The organism is Hymenobacter monticola (genome assembly GCF_022811645.1).
In the GTDB taxonomy this organism is placed as follows: domain Bacteria; phylum Bacteroidota; class Bacteroidia; order Cytophagales; family Hymenobacteraceae; genus Hymenobacter; species Hymenobacter monticola.
This window is the reverse complement of sequence record NZ_CP094534.1, coordinates 2,930,197-2,946,358: the sequence shown is the minus strand read 5'-3', so window position 1 is coordinate 2,946,358 and position 16,162 is coordinate 2,930,197. Positions and strand designations below refer to the sequence as shown.

The following is a 16,162-nucleotide window of genomic DNA, read 5'->3' as shown; positions in this document are numbered from 1 at the left end:
CCGTGCTACGCCAGTTATTCCTTTACGTACCGCTGCCACAGTTGCACGGCCTGCTGCCGAAACGCCGCGGGCGCTGCCTGGAAGGCAGCATCCAACTGATAGTCGCCACCGTCGTACTGCTTGGCCCCTACCTGGATGCGGCTGCTGCCGCGCACGGCGTACTTCTTCGCGCCTTCGCGCATGATGATTTTCTGGGTGCTCGGGCTCACGTCGCCCCGGCAGGTGGTGCGGTACACCACCCACACTTCGGCCGTGCCGTTCTGGTCGAGGTCGGTCACGGCGAGGCTGCCGGGCAGGAACCGGGCTTCGAGGTCGAGCGGGCAGTCGGGCACGAAGTCGTGCACCTGCCAGCCGAGGGTGGGCGCGCCAGTGGCCGGCAGCTGGTAGTGGTAGGCGTAGAGGTCGGCCCGCAGGCCGTCGTTGGGGTTGGCGGCGGGCACGAGGCCGGTTTCGGTGGCGAGCACGGTGTAGGTGCCGGTGCGGTCGGTGTAGCGCAGGGCCTGCTTCACCTTGCCCGCGTGCTTCAGGGTGGCGGGCACGGCGGTGGGCTCCAGCGGGATAGTTTTCACCTGCGCCCGGCCGGCGAGCGGCCACAGCAACGGGAGCAGCAAGAGGAATGGACGCATGAGATGGAATAGTTTTAAGGCTATTCGCAGGCCGCCGAGGAAAAGTTGGACGCCGCAGCATCTCGGCCGGCGGGGCTGGCCCCAGATGTTTCAGAAGCAGCCGGGAAACAGAAGTTGTTGCCCTCAAAGCCGAACCAGTTGGGTCCGGAAGGCAGTGAGTTGCCCTCCAAGCACAACAGGTTCTGTTCGGACCCTAACTAATTGTGCTCGGAAGGCAACTGGTTTGGTTGAAAGGATAGTCAGTTTAGTGTTGCGGGCAACTGGTTGGGCTTTGGAGTGAACTGGTTTAGGATTAGCCGGTCGGTGGCCGAAGCCACGAGTAGCGCGAACTTTGTAGTTCGCGCGGCAGAACGATATCCGTTGAGACGGCGCGGGGCACGCAAACAATAAACTTTGCGCTACTGCCTATTCATCCACTTTTATGACTTGGGAACCCATTACCCTCGAAGAATTATACAACCAGATTCTTCATGCAGAAGAAGAAATGCGGGGTGAGCTTCTACGATTTTGGGAGTTAATTCAAATATTTCCCGAGAAATGGGCTCAGGATTCTTATGGAAAAGAGGGCGGTGGCTTCTGGGTAGTTGCCATTTTTGGGCGAAGAATTATTTGGTATAATGACATTGAAGAAGGCTTCAATATTTCGCCTTATCAGCACTATGGGGAATTTGAAGAATACTGGTGTAATAAGGATGAATTGCAGTGGCCGGTACAACGACTACTTTCGGCTATAAAATTTGGCGGTGAACTTGGCGGGGGCTTTGGACCACCAGAAAACCTAGGTTAAACCCTAAACAACCCCACCCCCGCCCCCCTCGTCTAACCGGCTCCACTCCTTCCCCGCTTAGATGAGTCTCTGGCAAATCATTCAACGCCTGCTGCCCTTCGTGCGGCCCTACCGGCCGCTGGTCATTGCCACGCTGCTGCTCACGCTGGTGGGCTCGCTGGCCGCGCAGGTCAATCCCTTCGTGCTGCGCTACACCGTCGACACCGTGCAGGGCCTGCTCGACCGGCGCCAAGCCCTGGCCGACGGCTGGAACCTGCTGGCCTGGGTGAGCGGCATCCTGCTGGGCAAGGAAATCATCAACACCTTCATCACCTTCGGGCAGAAGTACTACGGCGAGAAAATCCGCATCAACGTGAGCAGCACCTTGTCGCAGACGGCCGTGAGCAAGATTCTGAGCTACGAGCTGGGCTTTTTCTCCGACGAGGGCAACCAGACCGGCAAGCTCCAAACCCGCATCGACCGCGGCGTGGAGAGCCTCATGAAGCTGGTCCAAAACTTCTTCATCGACATCCTGCCGCTGTTTGCCAACGCCATTGTGGCCTTGGTGGTGATGTTCGTGGCCAACAAATGGGTGGGGCTGGTGGCGCTGGCCATCCTGCCGGTGTACTTCTGGCTGAGCTTCCGGCAGGCCGACCGCCTGCAGGGCGTGCGCCGCGGCCTGCAAAAGCTGCGCGAGGAGAAAAACCACGGCATCATCAGCATCATCGACTCCATTGTGGTCATCAAAAGCTTCGTGCGCGAAGCCTTTGAGGCCAACAAGCAGGCCGACACCCAGGCCAAGCTGGTGAACGCCCAACTGGTGACGCGCAAAACCAACTTCCGCTACGACGGCCTCAAAACCTTCGTCGAGCAGATTGGCGTGGTCGTCATCATCGTCCTCACGGCCTACCTCGTGCTCGACCGCCAGATTTCCATCGGCGCCATCATGTTCCACATCTTGCTCTTCAACAACGTGTCGGCGCCCATCCGGCAGCTCCACCGCATCTACGACGAGATGAACGAGGCCCTCACCTACTCCGAAGGCTTCTTCGCCATCCTCGACGCCGACGCGGCCATCGAGGAAACCGGCCCGCTCCAGCCCGCCGACGTGCGCGGCACCTTCGACATCTGCAACGTCGATTTCACCTACCCCAGCGGCACCCAGGCCCTGCACGACGTCTGCCTCACCATCGAAGAAGGCAAAACCACCGCCCTCGTGGGCCTCAGCGGCGCTGGCAAAAGCACCATCATCAACCTGCTCTGCAAGTTCTACGCCCCCGATTCCGGCCAAATGCTCCTCGACGGCCGCCCCCTGGCCGACTACGACACCCACGCCCTGCGCCAGCGCATCGGCCTGGTCCTCCAGAAAAACCACATTTTCAAGGGCACCATCGAAGAAAACATCCGCTACGGCGACTTCACCTCCACGCAGGCCCAAATCGAAGCCGCCGCCAAGCAAGCCTACCTCCACGACCAGATTCTGGACCTGCCCCGCCAGTACCAGTCCGATGCCCAGCAGCTCAGCGGCGGCCAGCAGCAGCGCATCGCCATCGCCCGGCTCTTCCTCAAAAACCCGCCCATCATCTTCCTCGACGAGCCCACCGCCAGCCTCGACGCCATCGCCACCGAGCAAATCAAAAACTCGCTCGACGCCATCAAGCAGGGCCGCACGGTAGTCATCATCTCCCACAGCCTCGCCCAAATCGTGGATTCGGACTGCATCCACGTCATGAAAAAAGGCCGCCTCGTGGAAAGCGGCACCCACGACGAGCTCTACGCCCGCCACGGCACCTATCGCGAAATTTTCGACGCCTCGGCCCGGAGCTTAAACATCGAAAAGCTAGCCAAGACAATGGCCGACGACGGCGACGAGGTACTGGATACGGCTTCGTGATGAATAGTGTATTTGCGTTTTTAAGTAAGCTTTTTACCGCTCACTATCATCAACATGGTGAGATATTGGTCATTTGCACATAGATTTGACAACACCCTAACAGCTAATTTATGAATAAGCTTTCATACCTCTTTTTCTCAGGAATGCTTTTGCTATGTGCGTGCAAAAAAGAACCTAAGGAAGAGGCCTTACCGTCATTAGAAGGGACCTATGAATCAACTCCTACGATTCTGGCTATTAATCCCATTGTAATGTATACTGTAAATGGGGCAATCAATAATCAAACGGTGATTGAAAAATTTATGAGAAGAAACTCCGTAACACCTAACCCCTTATTATTCTCTATTTCTAATATAACTGACCCAAATGGTGTCTTATATACGCTTACCATTTCACCAGACAATAAAGCAACAATAGTTTCCAAACATTCTTTTATTATCAACACAACTAATTATGCCATAATATCCAGAAGCTCAGAAGTAATTCACCTTCTTGCTATTGACTCAGCAGCTGCTCGCCGCTATGATATTACGAGTAGATGCGCAATGCTAAATGAGAGTATTCCTGCTGTTCGCACACCAGAACGTTGTCAACCTGTAGCCCCTGGCTCGTTTTGCAAGTTTCGTGCAACCACGTTAATTAGTATTGTGAATGGACAGCTTTTAGCGCCTCAACTTGGTTATTATGTAAAATTGCAGCAATCCCCGAATACATACTGTTCATTAGGGTCCGGTGGATTATGGAATAAATTTAATTCATCAATTGTAAACCAGCTTATTAGTGGAGACACCCTTCTAGTTCAAGAGAGAGCATTTGCTTTTCGAAAAAAATGACTTCATTTCTGCTTTCTATCGGACAGAAAAGTGGTCTAGGACCTTCGAAGCCCTCCAAGCCCTTTGCCTGCGCCTGCCCGGCACCACCGAGGACCTGAAATGGGGCGTGCACCTGTGCTTCAGCGTGGGCGGCAAAATGTACCGCGTCACCTCGCCCGATGCCCTGCCGCCCACCGCCTCGTTCATCGCCCCGCCCCGGCATGTGCGGGTAGGTTTGTAAATTCGCTGGCTATGTCCCCGAACCAACCGCTCACCAACCTGCAACAGGAACTCCTGAAGCTGTACGCCCAGCAAGTCAGCGAAACGGACCTGCTCAACATCCGCACCCTGATTGGCCAGTACTTCGCCCAGCGCCTCACCAAGCTGGCCGACCACGCCTGGGAGCAGCAGGGCTGGACCGCACAAACCATGCACGACTGGCTGAACGAAGAAAACCAGTAGCCCCGTGCGCGTCGTCTTCGATACCAACGTGCTGCTGGTTTCCCTGCCCAGCCATTCGCCGTTTCACGCGCTCTACCAAGCCGTGCTGGATGGCCGGCTGACACTATTCGTCACCACCGAAACGCTGGCCGAATACGAGGAGCAAATCAGCCGCCGCCTGGGCCTGGCCCGCACCGAGGTGCAGATGCGCGAGTTGCTGGAGCTGCCTTCCGTGCGGGAGCTGACCGTTTATTACCAATGGCACTTGCTCGCCGATGTGGACGCCGACGATGACAAATTTGTGGATTGCGCCGTGGCCTGCGGCGCCGACTATCTGGTGACGAATGACCGTCATTTTGACCGGCTGCGCGGCGTCCCGTTTCCGGTCGTTAACATCATTCGGGCGGAGGATTTTTTGCGTTTGCTGCCGGAACCGTCTTCCTCCAACCCATGACCATCGACCTCGCCCACGTCGACACCAAAGCCGCTTTTCACCACCTGATGAAGCGCGAGCTGCACTTCCCCGACTGGTACGGCGTGAGCTGGGACGCCTTCTGGGACGCCATCATCGCCGTGGTCGAAATGCCCGACACCGTGGTGCTGCGAAACTGGGAAACCTTCGCCGCCGCCTGCCCCAAGGACATGCTCATCCTACGCGACATCATCGCCAACTACCCCCTCGAAAAGCCCGGCAAGCAACTCCTGCTCGCGCCGTAGGACGCCGCGAAACCGCCGTCACACCCCGCAAATCCGCCAATGGGCCCCGCAAACCCGCTCATAGGCCACGCAAACCGATGCCTACAGGCCGCAAATCCGCTCAGGGGGGCCGCTAAGTCGCGCATGGAGGTCGCAAATCCGCCCATGCAGGCCGCTAAAGGCACCATTGGCCCCGCGAACCCGCTCATGCAGGCCGCGCAGACCAAAAGAGGCCGCGCAGACCGAAACACGACGTTTGGGCCGAAACACGCTGCGCGGGGATTTGCCGTGTTTCACCATTTCGGCACGTCGGGCCGAAACCGCCAGTAGTCCTGCCCCACCTGTTTCACCAGCGCCTCCAGCACCTGCTGCGTGCGCGCCAGCGCCAGGGTAGCCGCCTGCTGCAAGCGGGCGCGGTCGGTGTGCACGGCGGTGTGGGGCTTGCCGGTTTCGCCGCCTTGCAGGAAGTAAACCTTGTCGGCGGTGGCGTAGGCGCCGAAGCGCCAGCCCTGGTCCATGTCGGTATTGATAAGCCCTTCCGGCATCGGGTCGAGCAGGCTTTTGAGCAGGCCGGCGCTTTCGGGGTAGCTGTCGTACCACGGAAACGTGAGCTGCACCTCCCCGCGGCTCAGCAGCACGGGCCGCATCCAGAAGTAGTGCGACTGCTCCCGCAGCTGCTTGCGGTGCTTGGCCGCCGCCTGCACCACCGAGGTGTAGTAGCGCGCCAGCTCGTTTTCGTGCCCCAGCGCGGCGGCGCTCAGCATTAGGTGGCCGCTGCGCGTTTGGCGGGGCTGGTAGAGCTTCACCACCTTGTCGCGCATATCGTTCGGCTCGGGCTTGCTGAAGTTGCCGTAGAAAAAGTCCGGTTTTATCAGAAAGGCTACGTCGGGCGCCAAATCGGGCAGGTATTTCGAGTTGCGCGTAAAGTCGGCCAGGTCTTCGAACAGCATGCGCAGGGCGCGGCCGGAAATGGAGCGCCGGCCGCGCACCCAAATTATGCACTCGGCCGCCACATCATCCGCAGTAACCTCAACTAAACCGGACTCGTTAGGAAATACTCCTTCCAACTAAACCTTTCCACATCTAATGGCAACCCAAACCGCCCTTATCACCGGCGCCAGCAGCGGCATTGGCCGCGAGCTGGCCAACTGTTTCGCGCAAGACAAATACAACCTCGTGCTCGTGGCCCTGGAGCCCGACCTGCTCAACCAAGCGGCTTCAGAAATCCGCCAGCAATACGGCGTCGAAGTCACGACCATCACCAAGGACCTGTTCAAGCGCGACGCGCCGTTCGAGGTCTACAACGAAATCAAAGCCAAAGGCACGCAGATTGACGTGCTGGTGAACGACGCCGGCCAGGGCCAGTACGGCACCTTCGACACCACCGACATCAACCGGGAGCTTGACATCATTCAGCTCAACATCGGCGCCTACGTAGTGTTTGCCAAGCTCTACCTGCAGGAATTCAAGGCCCGCAACGAAGGCAAAATCCTGTTTGTGGGCAGCATCGCCGGCGAGCTGCCCGGCCCGCTGCAAGCCGTGTACCACGGCACCAAAGCCTTCGTGAACTCCTTCGTCGAATCCATTCAGGAGGAGAACAAGGACTCGAACGTCACCATTACCAACCTGCTGCCGGGCATCACGAAGACGGACTTCTTCAACAAAGCCCACATGACGCAGGCCAAAAACGTGGCCGAAGGCCAGGGCATGGAAGCCGCCGACGTGGCCAAAGAAGGCTACAAAGCCCTGATGAAAGGCGAAAGCCGTCACATTGCCGGCGTGATGAACAACGTGCAAGTAGGCTTCAGCAAGGTGATGCCCGACCCGCTGGTGGCCGCCCAGGTGCACCAGCAAAGCAAGCCCGTGGACGGCGACGAAAGCGCCCGCTAATTCGGCAAGGCCTGAAGCGGGCTCTTGGCTTGATTGATTACCGTTGAATATCCCGGTCGGCAGAGGCGTCATGGCGCTTTTCCGGCCGGGATATTTTAGCTTCATGAAAACTACGCTTTGCGGGCGGCAACTTTGCGGCCCCGCTTACGTTTTGGGCGTTTCCTTCATTTTGCTGCTTTTTGAAGCGGCTCCCGCATGCGTCTCTTTGTTTTTTCGCCCCTGAGTGCTTCGGCCCGCAGGCACTTGCAGCGGCTGGCGCCGGCCGACCTGGAAGTTACTTTTTGCAACGACCTGCCCACCGAACAGCAGTTTCCGGCTTTCCAAGAAGCGGAGCTGCTGATGGGCAACCCGCCGCCGGCCTGGTTCACGGCCGGCCCGCCCCCGCTGCTGCGCTTCTGGCAAATCGACTCGGCCGGCTTCGAGCGCTACCGCCACCTCGATTTGCGCATTCCGGTAGCCAACATGGGCGACTTCTTCGCCTGGCCCTGCGCCGAAACCATGGTGGGCGGCCTGCTGGCCCTCTACCGCCACCTGCCCGAGCTGGCGGTGCTGCAATCGCAGAAGAAATGGGTAGGCGGTGCCTTCGTGCGCAACCGCGCCGGCCTGCTGCGCGGCAAGCGCGTGGTGGTGCTGGGCGCCGGCGCCATTGGCGTGGCCGTGCGCCAGCAGCTCGGCGGCTTCGAGTGCCAGGTGCAGCTGCTGGCCCGCACCGACCCCTCGGCCCAGCTTCACACCCCGGAAGAGCTGAAGGCCGTGCTGCCCGAAACCGACATCGTCATCAACTGCTTGCCCGGCAGCGCCGAGGGCTTTTTCTCGGCTGAACTGGTGCAGGCCATGCGCCCGGGCAGCATCTACGCCAGCGTGGGCCGCGGCAACACCACCGACGAGCCGGAACTGGTGCGCCTGCTGCAAGCCGGCTACCTCGGCGGGGCCGTGCTCGACGTGACGGCCATTGAGCCCCTGCCCGCCGACAGCCCGCTCTGGAGCCTACCCAACGTGCTGCTCACCCAGCACACCGGCGGCGGCCAGGCCCTCGAAGACGAAAGCAAGGTCGATGTGCTGCTGCACAACGTGGAGCAGCTTCGCAACGGCCAGCCTCTGGAGAATCTGGTGGAGCTGAGCAAAGGGTATTAGGTGGATTGGCGGAGTGGTGAGGTAGCGGGTTGTCATTGCGATGCCGCAGGCCGTGGCAATCCGTCCTGTTTTCAGCGACCAGCCTTCTATTGTGATAAGCTCAAATAAAAAGCCCCGGCGCTACGCAGTGCCGGGGCTTTGTGGTAAAAAAGCGTGTCTGACTTTGACAGGACGGATTGCTTCGCTACGCTCGCAATGACAACCCACCAATCCACCAATCCACTACTTCGGCAGCCACGGCTCCTTTGCCATAAAAATGGCCTTCAGCGTGTACGATTTGGCTTCGGCGGCCGTCATTTGATACGACCAGCCAACCCGGCCCTGGGGGTTGGCGCCGGGGCCGGTCGAATGATATTCGGCGAAATAAGCCGTTTTTTCGTTTTCCGGGTTTTTCCAGTTGTCCCAGCCAGCGGGCGCGATGTGGCCGCCCATTTCAGTATTGATGTAAACCACGCGGGCGGTGGGGCGCCAGGGCCGGCCGAGGTGCACCTTCTTCGCCCGCGCCGTGTCGGCCAGCAGCTTGCAATTCAAAAACACGAAGCCAAATGTTTGCTGAGGAGGCGTGGAAGCCGCCGTGATGAACGAGTTTTTCTTGCTGAGAATGGTGCAATGGTCGAATACAGCCGTGCTGGCCCCGAAAATGAAATCCGTTGTCCCCTCGATGTAGCAGTTTTTGAAATATTGCCGGGTGTGGTCGGTAGAGAGGAATAGCACGTCCTGGTTGCCCACCATGCGGCAATTGCGGAAAGTGGCGCGGTCGGCCTCCACGTGCAGGGCCACGGCCTGGCCGGCGGTGTAGCCCGCACTGTTCTCAAACGTCAGGTTTTCGGCCGTGAAGTCGTTGCCTTGCACCAGCACCGAGTGCGAGGTATGGGTGTTGTGCCCGCCCGCGTCGCCGGTGTGGTCGTCGAAGGTGAGGATGGTGTTGTCCTTGTCCTCGCCCACAAAGCGAAGGTGAGTTTTGCCCGCAGGCACCACCAGCTTTTCGCGGTAGGTGCCTTTTTTGATGCGAATAATGACCGGCTTCTGCGCTCGGTTGGGCACAGCATCCACGGCTTCCTGCACGGTGCGGTAGGTGCCGGTTCCATCCTGGGCCACGGTGATGGGACCGGTTTTAGAAGGTGTTTGAGCGTGGGCGGCAAAAGTGGCCAGCAGCGCGATTAACGAAAGTTTCATGGGGGCGGGATGTAGCGTGGACTCTGCGAGTCCGCGCGTGGCGGGGATTATTCAGGCAGGCGCGGACTCGCAGAGTCCACGCTACGGCTGCCAGCCGTGCAGCACGTTTTCGCGGGTGTATTGCTTGGCCTCGGCCTCCGTGAGCTGATGCGACCACGGCGCGCGCTGGGTGGGCGCGGCGCCCGGGCCGGTCGATTTATATTCGGCGTAGTAAGCCGTTTTCTTATTCGATTCTTTGTCCCAGGGGTCCCAGCCTTCGGGCCGAATCGCCGCCCCGAGCTGGCAGTTCAGGTACACGGTTTTGGCGTAGGGCCGCCAGGGCCGGCCCAGGCCGAAGCTGCCCGCCGGCGCGTCGCCCATTATGCGGCAGCGGCTGAACACGTAGCCGAACCGCGCCGTGTCGGGTGTGCTGGCGGCCGTCACGAAGCCGCCCTTTTTGCAAAAAATCTCGCAGTCCTCAAACCACGCCGTGCTGGAGCCGAAAATAAAATCCACCGTTCCCTCGATGTAGCAGCTCTTGTAAAACTGCCGGCTGCCGCGTCCATACGTGTAAAGCGTGTCCTGAAACCCCAGGAAACGGCAGTTCACAAAAGCGGCCTTGTCGCCATCTACCCACACGGCCACCGCCTGCCCCACCGGCCCCGACGAGTTTTGAAAGGTGATGTTTTCGGCCGAGAAATCGCCGCCGTAGATGTAGCAGCTCGCCGAACCCGACGTGCCCTTGTCCTCGCCGAAAATATTTTTCTTTTGATTGTAGTCGTCGTAAGTCAGAATGGTTTTATCCCGGTCTTCGCCAATGATTTTGACGAATTGCTTGGAGCCGGCCAGCACCAGCTTTTCCTTATAAATGCCTTTCTTGATAAAAATGGTCGTGACCTTTTTTCGAAAGTCGGGCACGGCGTTGAAGGCTTCCTGCACGGTGCGAAACTTGCCGCTTCCGTCCTGGGCCACCACAAAATCGTAGCCGAAGGCGCGGCCCCACGAAAGGCTGATGAGGAGCAGGAGCAGCAAAAAATTCTTCATGGAAGCGCGATAAATCCACCGTAAACCTAGCAGCCGTCGCTGTCGAATCCTCGTGTTTTCTGCGCAATCGTTCCCGACGACAGCGCACAAAAAAGCCCGACCAACCGGCCGGGCTTTTGCTTTTCATCATTGGCAGCGCTTAGCTCTGCTGGCCCGACACCTTGGTCAGGACGTCCACGATTTCGGCCGAGATGCCGGTGGTGCTGAAGCCGCCGTCGTGCATCAGGTTCTGCATGGTCACGTAGCGGGTTAGGTCCGAGAACAGCGAGATGCAGTAATCGGCGCAGGCTTCGGCCGGGGCGTTGCCCAGCGGCGACATCATGTCGGCGAAGTTGTAGAACGCGTCAAAACCCGTGATGCCGGTGCCGGCCGTGGTTTTGGTGGGTGACTGCGACACCGTGTTCACGCGCACCTTCTTGAGTTTGCCAAACCGCTGGCCGTAGCTGCGGGCGATGCTTTCGAGCATGGCCTTGGCCTGCGTCATGTCGGTATAGTCGAGGAAGGCGCGCTGCGAGGCGATGTAGCTCAAGGCCACGATGCTGCCCCACTCGTTCATGGCGTCCTGCTTCTCGGCCACGGCCATCATCTTATGAAACGACATGGCCGACACGTCAATGGTTTGCTGGAAGAATTTGTAGTCCAGCTCGCCGTAGTGCTTCTTTTTGCGAATGTTGGCGCTCATGCCGATGCTGTGCAGCACGAAGTCAATCTTGCCGCCCAGTTGCTCCTGCGCACCCGCAAATAGCTTTTCCAGCTCCTCCGTCGACGTGGCATCGGCCGGAATGATGGGGGCGTTGCATTCCTCGCTCAGCTTGTTGATTTCGCCCATGCGCATGGCCAGCGGCGCGTTAGTGAGCACAAAGCGGGCCCCTTCGGCGTGCGCGCGCTGGGCCACTTTCCAGGCAATGGACTGGTCGTTGAGGGCGCCGGAAATGATGCCGACTTTGCCGGCGAGGAGGTTGTTAGCCATGAGGTGGGGTGGTAAAGTAGTGGATGGGCGAAAATGCTTCCGCCGCGTCTTAAGCAGAATTACGCCTGCAAGTTAGGCATTCGCGCTTATGCCTGTTGCCAGGGCACCTGCAAGGCATCGGCGAGCATGGCGGCAATTTTAGTAGCTTCGGTTTCGCTGGGCACGGTGGCCACCACGGTGCCTAGCCGTGCCTGTGACAACGACAGCAGCACCGTAAACGCGTGCCTACTGCCTTCATCAACAGTGCCGTTGTAGCGAGTCGGCTGCACCGCACGGTAGCGGTACGGCTTCACTACAATCTTCTCCACCCCAGGTAGCGGCTGCCAACCCGGATTCAGAATATTGGCCCAATGCAGGCCCGCACGATAACGCCGCCGGGCCAGGTCCAGCTCAAATTTGTCGCCCACTGCCAGCGCAACTGGCACCAGCGCCCACACCAATACCGCTAACACCACAAAACCTTGCCAGCAGATGGCACCCAACGCCACGGCCAGCACCACGGCCCACCAGCGTTTGGGCGGGAGTGGCAGTCTGACGGTGATGTATTCTAAATTGCCCAGCACGGTGCAAGGTTAGCAACGCAAAAGCAAAACCATTCCGGCCTTGCCATCGGCTTTGCCACATTGCCCTACCCTGCCGCCACCTCACCGCGCAGCGCCAGCAGCTCACGAGCACTCTGGAAAGCGTTTTCGCTGGGTTTGGCGCCCGCAATCATGTGCGCAATTTCCTTGATGCGCTCCTCTTGGCTCAGCTCGCGGATGCGGCTCACGGTGCGGTCGGCGCGGTCTTCCTTGTACACGAAGTAGTGCACATCGCCGGCCGCGGCCATCTGCGGCAGGTGCGAAATGGCCACCAACTGGTGCTTATGCGCCATCTGCTGCATCATGCGGCCTACCTTCACGGCTATTTCGCCGCTGATGCCGGTGTCAATTTCGTCGAACACTATCGTGGGCAGTGCCGTTTTGTCGGCCAGCATGTACTTGATGCACAGCATCAGGCGCGAAAACTCACCGCCCGACGCGGCCTTGCTCAGGGTTTGGGGCTGGGCGCCTTTGTTGGCGGTGAAGAGGATGCTCACCACGTCGGTGCCGCTGGCGGCGGGCGCGCCGGTGCTGTGCTGAATCACGATGCGGGCGTTGGGCATGCCCAGGTCGGCCAGCAGCAGGCCCAATTGCTTTTCGAAATGCGGAAACGACTTGCGGCGGCTTTCCGATAGCTTGGCGGCCTGCTTGGTCACGGCGGCCAGGGCGGCGTCCGAGTCTTTGCGCAGGCGGTTAATTTCCTTGTCCAGGTTCAGCACCGAGCTCACCTTTTGGCGTAGCTCGTCGCGCACGGCCAGCAGGGCAGGCAGGTCGCGGGCCTGGTGCTTGCGCTGCAGGGTGTAGAGCACGTTGAGGCGGTCCTGCAACTCCTCGGCGCGGGCGGGGTCGCCCTCGGTGTGGCGCTCGGCGGTTTCCACTTCGTCAGCAATGTCGTGCAACTCAATCAGGCAGCTTTCCAGCCGCTCGCGCAGCTCCCGGAAGTTGTCGGCGTAGCTGGCCACCTGGCCCAGCAGCGTAGAAGCCTCCTTCATGGTGCCGGTGGCGCAGGTTTCGCTGTCGCGCAGGCCATGGAGGGCCTGGCTCAGCTTGTACTTGATTTCCTCTGCGTGCTCCAGCTGCTTAATTTCCTGCTCCAAGGCTTCCTGGTCCTCGTTGTCGAGGCGGGCTTCCTCCAGCTCATTCAGCAGGAAACTGTTGTAGTCCAGCTCCTTGCTGGCCTGTGCGGCCTGGCTTTCCAGGGCCTGCAAATCAACTTCCAGCTTGCGGTAGGTGCGAAAGGCACTGCCGTACATGGTGCGTTGCGGCACCAGCCCGGCATACAAATCGAGCAGGTTGAGCTGAAAAACGCCGTCGCCCAGCAGCAGCGTGTCGTGCTGCGAGTGAATGTCCATCAGGTTGGCCCCTATTTTCCGCAGGGCTTCCAGCGTCACGGGCGTGTCGTTCACGAAAGCGCGCGACTTGCCGTTCGGGCTGATTTCGCGCCGCAGAATGCAGTGCGTGTCATAGTCCAAATCCTCGGCGTCGAAAATGTCCTGCAGCTGGTAGTTGCTGATGTCAAACTGCCCTTCAATCACGCACTTGCGTTCGGTATCGAACAGCATGCGCGAGTCGGCGCGGTTACCCAGCAGCAGGCCAATGGCGCCCAGCATGATGGATTTGCCGGCCCCGGTTTCGCCCGTAATGATATTCAACAGCGGCGACGGACGCAGCTCCAGCTGCTCAATCAGCGCGTAATTTTTAATTCGTAAATCGACTAACATTATAATTAATTATGAATTTTAAATTATCAATGATGAATTCAAGAATCGCCTGTACAACAATTCTGAATTCATCATTGATAATTCATAATTTATTGCAGCACCGTTTGATACTTAGCGGAGTTGCCGGGGTCTACCTCCGTAAGCATGGCCACCAATTGTTGCTTCTGGCTCGCGTCGGGGCTGGTGCGGAATATGTTGGCAATTTCGTCGGCTTTGGCGTCGAAAAATGCCCGGGTTATCAGCGCGGTGGGGCGCGTCACCACGGCTTTTTGAATGCCCGTGAGGGCGGTCATCACCGAAGCGCGGGCTTCTTCGGGCTTTTCGATGAATAAATCCATGCCCAAACGATAGTAGTTATAAAACCCGAGGCGGAAGGCTTCAAGCTGCGGGTCGGTCAGGTTGTCGAGCAGGTTGTGTCGCTCGCGCGAGCCCGAGCCGCGCCATCCTTCGTCGGGCTCGTTGGTGAGGGTTTGGTTGGCCGAGTAGTTGACGATGTTGCGCGCCAGCTCGTAGTACGGCGTGCCCCCGAGCCGGCCGAACGTGTCGCGGTCGATGCCAATCACCAGGTAGGCGTAGTACCCCAGCAGCGACGCCAGATTGGACGTGAAGCTGTTTTGCGAGAAGGCGATGGGGTTTTGGGGCGAGTAGTTGAAGTTGAAGCTGCGGTCGGTGAGGCTGATGACGTTGGTTTCGTAGCCGGTGCCGTACACCGGGCGCGTCGAAATCAGGCGCATGGTGGCGTTGTAAGTGCCGTTTTGCGGGATGGCCGTGATGCCGATGAACATGCGCACCTTGATGCGCTCGTCGGGCCGATAGGTTTGCGTCGTCCAAGCCGTGGTGTTGAGCAGGTTGCGGATTTCATTCTGCATCTGCGTCACCAGCGTTGGGTCGGTGATGGTAACGTTTTGGGTGGTTACCTGCACCTCGGCCTGCAGCTCCTGCGCGCGGGCAACAGGGCCAGCCAACAGCAAGCAAACAACCAAAAGCAGGACGGCGAGAAGCTTTCGCAGCATGAGCATCAAAGTTTTGCGGCCCGGCGGGCCAAAATCAGGCTAACCAGCCCACGGGCCACCTCGGCTTTGGACTGTAATTCAAAATTAACGATTTGGCCGGCCGCATCCAGCACGGTCACCTTGTTGGTGTCGTGGCCGAACCCGGCGCCCGGGTCGCGCAGTGAATTCAACACCACCAGGTCGAAGTTTTTGCGGTACAGCTTGTCCTGGGCGTGGGCCAGCTCGTTCGTAGTCTCCAACGCAAAACCCACGGCAAATTGTTCAGCCCGCTTCTGTTGGCCGAGCGTGGCGGCAATGTCTACGTTTTTCACCAGCTCCAGCGTCAGCGTTTCGCCCGCTTTCTTAATCTTTTCGGCTGCTACCTGCGCCGGCCGGTAGTCGGCCACCGCCGCTGCAAATACCCATACATCGGCCACCTCAGCCGCGGCCGAAGCCGCCGCAAACATCTCGGCCGCCGTCTCCACCCGCACGGTCTGAATCCGCGGATTGGCCGGGTCGGCCAGCTGGCTGGGGCCGCTCACCAGCGTCACTTGTGCACCTTCGGCCGCGAAAGCTTCGGCCAGCGCATAGCCCATTTTTCCCGTCGAACGGTTGCCGAGGAAGCGGACGGGGTCGAGCGGTTCGTAGGTGGGGCCGGCGGTGAGGAGGACGTGCATGGTTGAGAAAAGTATAAGCCTTGCAAAGAACGTCATGCCGAGCGCAGCCGAGGCATCTCGCATGGGGAAGTAATCCAGTCATTAGAATTTACTACCACAAGCGAGATGCCTCGGCTGCGCTTGGCATGACGGACGGGCTATTTTTCAAAAAACTGCTCCAGCTCCTCCACAATGTCTTCCGGCTCTAGCATGCGGCCGTGGCCGCTGAGGCCGCTGGCCAGCTCGCCGCTGGGCGAGTCAAATACGTGGTTACCGAAGGAGCGCAGCCGGGCTAGGTTTTGCGTCACGGCTGGGTGGGCGTACATGTCCAAATCCATGGCCGGGGCCAGAAACACCGGGCAGCGGGCCGACAAGTACACCGCGCATAGCAGGTTCGGGCACAGGCCGTTGGCCAGCTGGCCGATGGTATTGGCGCTGGCGGGCGCAATCAGCAGGGCATCGGCCCACAGGCCCAGCTCCACGTGGTTGTGCCACTCGCCGGCCGCGGCATTGCGCAAAAAGCCGGTCAGCACGGGCTTTTTGGAGAGCGTGCCCAAGGTGAGCGGCGTGACAAAAGCGGCAGCAGCTTCGGTGAGGATGACCTGCACTTCGGCCCCCGCCTTCACCAGCAGGCGGGTGAGCGGCGCGGCTTTGTAGGCTGCGATGCTGCCGCTCACGCCCAGCAAAATGCGGCGGCCGTGCAGGGCGTTGCGTGGCGGGGTAAGGTCGGCCATGATTGAGGATTTGCTTTTGACAAAAGAACGTCATGCTGAGCGCAGCCGAA

General features: G+C 59.4%; 19 protein-coding genes. 9 read left to right on the top strand and 10 right to left on the bottom strand.

Features of this window, described 5'->3' with window-relative positions:
- Positions 1-14 precede the first annotated feature (14 nt).
- The gene (locus tag MTP16_RS12350) at positions 15-626 is read right to left on the bottom strand and encodes a M949_RS01915 family surface polysaccharide biosynthesis protein (protein WP_243508913.1); all 612 of its coding nucleotides are present in this window, start codon (positions 624-626) and stop codon (positions 15-17) included.
- Positions 627-1,047: 421 nt separating this feature from the next.
- Here MTP16_RS12350 and MTP16_RS12345 point away from each other — a divergent pair, with 421 nt between their 5' ends.
- From MTP16_RS12345 to MTP16_RS12315, 7 genes are all read left to right on the top strand, one after another.
- Positions 1,048-1,413, top strand: coding sequence for a hypothetical protein (locus MTP16_RS12345; RefSeq protein ID WP_243508911.1), 366 nt, complete (start codon positions 1,048-1,050; stop codon positions 1,411-1,413).
- A 61-nt stretch (positions 1,414-1,474) separates the two neighbouring features.
- The gene (locus tag MTP16_RS12340) at positions 1,475-3,286 is read left to right on the top strand and encodes an ABC transporter ATP-binding protein (protein ID WP_243508909.1); all 1,812 of its coding nucleotides are present in this window, start codon (positions 1,475-1,477) and stop codon (positions 3,284-3,286) included.
- A 110-nt stretch (positions 3,287-3,396) separates the two neighbouring features.
- Positions 3,397-4,119, top strand: coding sequence for a hypothetical protein (locus MTP16_RS12335; RefSeq protein WP_243508907.1), 723 nt, complete (start codon positions 3,397-3,399; stop codon positions 4,117-4,119).
- Positions 4,100-4,339, top strand: coding sequence for an MmcQ/YjbR family DNA-binding protein (locus MTP16_RS12330; protein ID WP_243508904.1), 240 nt, complete (start codon positions 4,100-4,102; stop codon positions 4,337-4,339). Before MTP16_RS12335 ends, MTP16_RS12330 begins: the two co-directional genes overlap by 20 nt.
- A gap of 11 nt (positions 4,340-4,350) precedes the next feature.
- Positions 4,351-4,560 carry a hypothetical protein gene (locus tag MTP16_RS12325; RefSeq protein ID WP_243508902.1) on the top strand — a complete coding sequence of 70 codons (210 nt, stop codon included), beginning with the start codon at positions 4,351-4,353 and terminating at the stop codon, positions 4,558-4,560.
- A 4-nt stretch (positions 4,561-4,564) separates the two neighbouring features.
- The gene (locus tag MTP16_RS12320; protein ID WP_243508898.1) at positions 4,565-4,993 is read left to right on the top strand and encodes a putative toxin-antitoxin system toxin component, PIN family; all 429 of its coding nucleotides are present in this window, start codon (positions 4,565-4,567) and stop codon (positions 4,991-4,993) included.
- Positions 4,990-5,256: a barstar family protein gene (locus MTP16_RS12315; RefSeq protein ID WP_243508896.1), complete on the top strand. Its 267-nt coding sequence runs from the start codon at positions 4,990-4,992 to the stop codon at positions 5,254-5,256. The genes MTP16_RS12320 and MTP16_RS12315 overlap by 4 nt, the downstream gene beginning before the upstream one ends.
- Positions 5,257-5,528: 272 nt before the next feature.
- Here MTP16_RS12315 and MTP16_RS12310 read toward each other — a convergent pair whose 3' ends face one another.
- Positions 5,529-6,185, bottom strand: a complete 657-nt coding sequence (locus MTP16_RS12310; protein ID WP_243508894.1) for a hypothetical protein — start codon at positions 6,183-6,185, stop codon at positions 5,529-5,531.
- A gap of 136 nt (positions 6,186-6,321) precedes the next feature.
- Between MTP16_RS12310 and MTP16_RS12305 the strand changes: the two genes are divergently transcribed.
- Entirely contained in the window at positions 6,322-7,125 is an 804-nt protein-coding gene (locus tag MTP16_RS12305; protein WP_243508892.1) for an SDR family NAD(P)-dependent oxidoreductase, read from the top strand.
- 195 nt (positions 7,126-7,320) lie between these two features.
- A complete protein-coding gene (locus MTP16_RS12300) occupies positions 7,321-8,259 on the top strand; it encodes a D-2-hydroxyacid dehydrogenase (protein ID WP_243508890.1) in 939 nt (312 codons plus the stop codon).
- A 222-nt stretch (positions 8,260-8,481) separates the two neighbouring features.
- On the opposite strand, the gene MTP16_RS12295 is transcribed toward MTP16_RS12300, so the two are convergent.
- The 8 genes from MTP16_RS12295 to MTP16_RS12260 all read right to left on the bottom strand — a co-directional run bounded on the left by MTP16_RS12295 (position 8,482) and on the right by MTP16_RS12260 (position 16,112).
- Positions 8,482-9,435: a pectinesterase family protein gene (locus tag MTP16_RS12295; RefSeq protein WP_243508888.1), complete on the bottom strand. Its 954-nt coding sequence runs from the start codon at positions 9,433-9,435 to the stop codon at positions 8,482-8,484.
- Between the two features lie 81 nt (positions 9,436-9,516).
- Entirely contained in the window at positions 9,517-10,458 is a 942-nt protein-coding gene (locus MTP16_RS12290) for a pectinesterase family protein (protein ID WP_243508885.1), read from the bottom strand.
- Between the two features lie 139 nt (positions 10,459-10,597).
- On the bottom strand, positions 10,598-11,428 hold the full coding sequence (locus MTP16_RS12285; RefSeq protein WP_243508883.1) for an enoyl-ACP reductase FabI: 831 nt from the start codon (positions 11,426-11,428) through the stop codon (positions 10,598-10,600).
- Positions 11,429-11,514: 86 nt separating this feature from the next.
- Positions 11,515-11,991: a hypothetical protein gene (locus MTP16_RS12280; RefSeq protein ID WP_243508881.1), complete on the bottom strand. Its 477-nt coding sequence runs from the start codon at positions 11,989-11,991 to the stop codon at positions 11,515-11,517.
- Positions 11,992-12,056: 65 nt separating this feature from the next.
- Positions 12,057-13,730, bottom strand: a complete 1,674-nt coding sequence (recN, locus tag MTP16_RS12275; RefSeq protein ID WP_243508879.1) for a DNA repair protein RecN — start codon at positions 13,728-13,730, stop codon at positions 12,057-12,059.
- An 89-nt stretch (positions 13,731-13,819) separates the two neighbouring features.
- Positions 13,820-14,743: a type IX secretion system protein PorD gene (gene porD, locus MTP16_RS12270; protein WP_456237608.1), complete on the bottom strand. Its 924-nt coding sequence runs from the start codon at positions 14,741-14,743 to the stop codon at positions 13,820-13,822.
- Between the two features lie 5 nt (positions 14,744-14,748).
- Positions 14,749-15,399, bottom strand: coding sequence for a phosphopantothenoylcysteine decarboxylase (locus tag MTP16_RS12265; RefSeq protein WP_243508876.1), 651 nt, complete (start codon positions 15,397-15,399; stop codon positions 14,749-14,751).
- A 137-nt stretch (positions 15,400-15,536) separates the two neighbouring features.
- Positions 15,537-16,112 carry a flavoprotein gene (locus tag MTP16_RS12260; protein WP_380286635.1) on the bottom strand — a complete coding sequence of 192 codons (576 nt, stop codon included), beginning with the start codon at positions 16,110-16,112 and terminating at the stop codon, positions 15,537-15,539.
- Positions 16,113-16,162 lie beyond the last annotated feature (50 nt).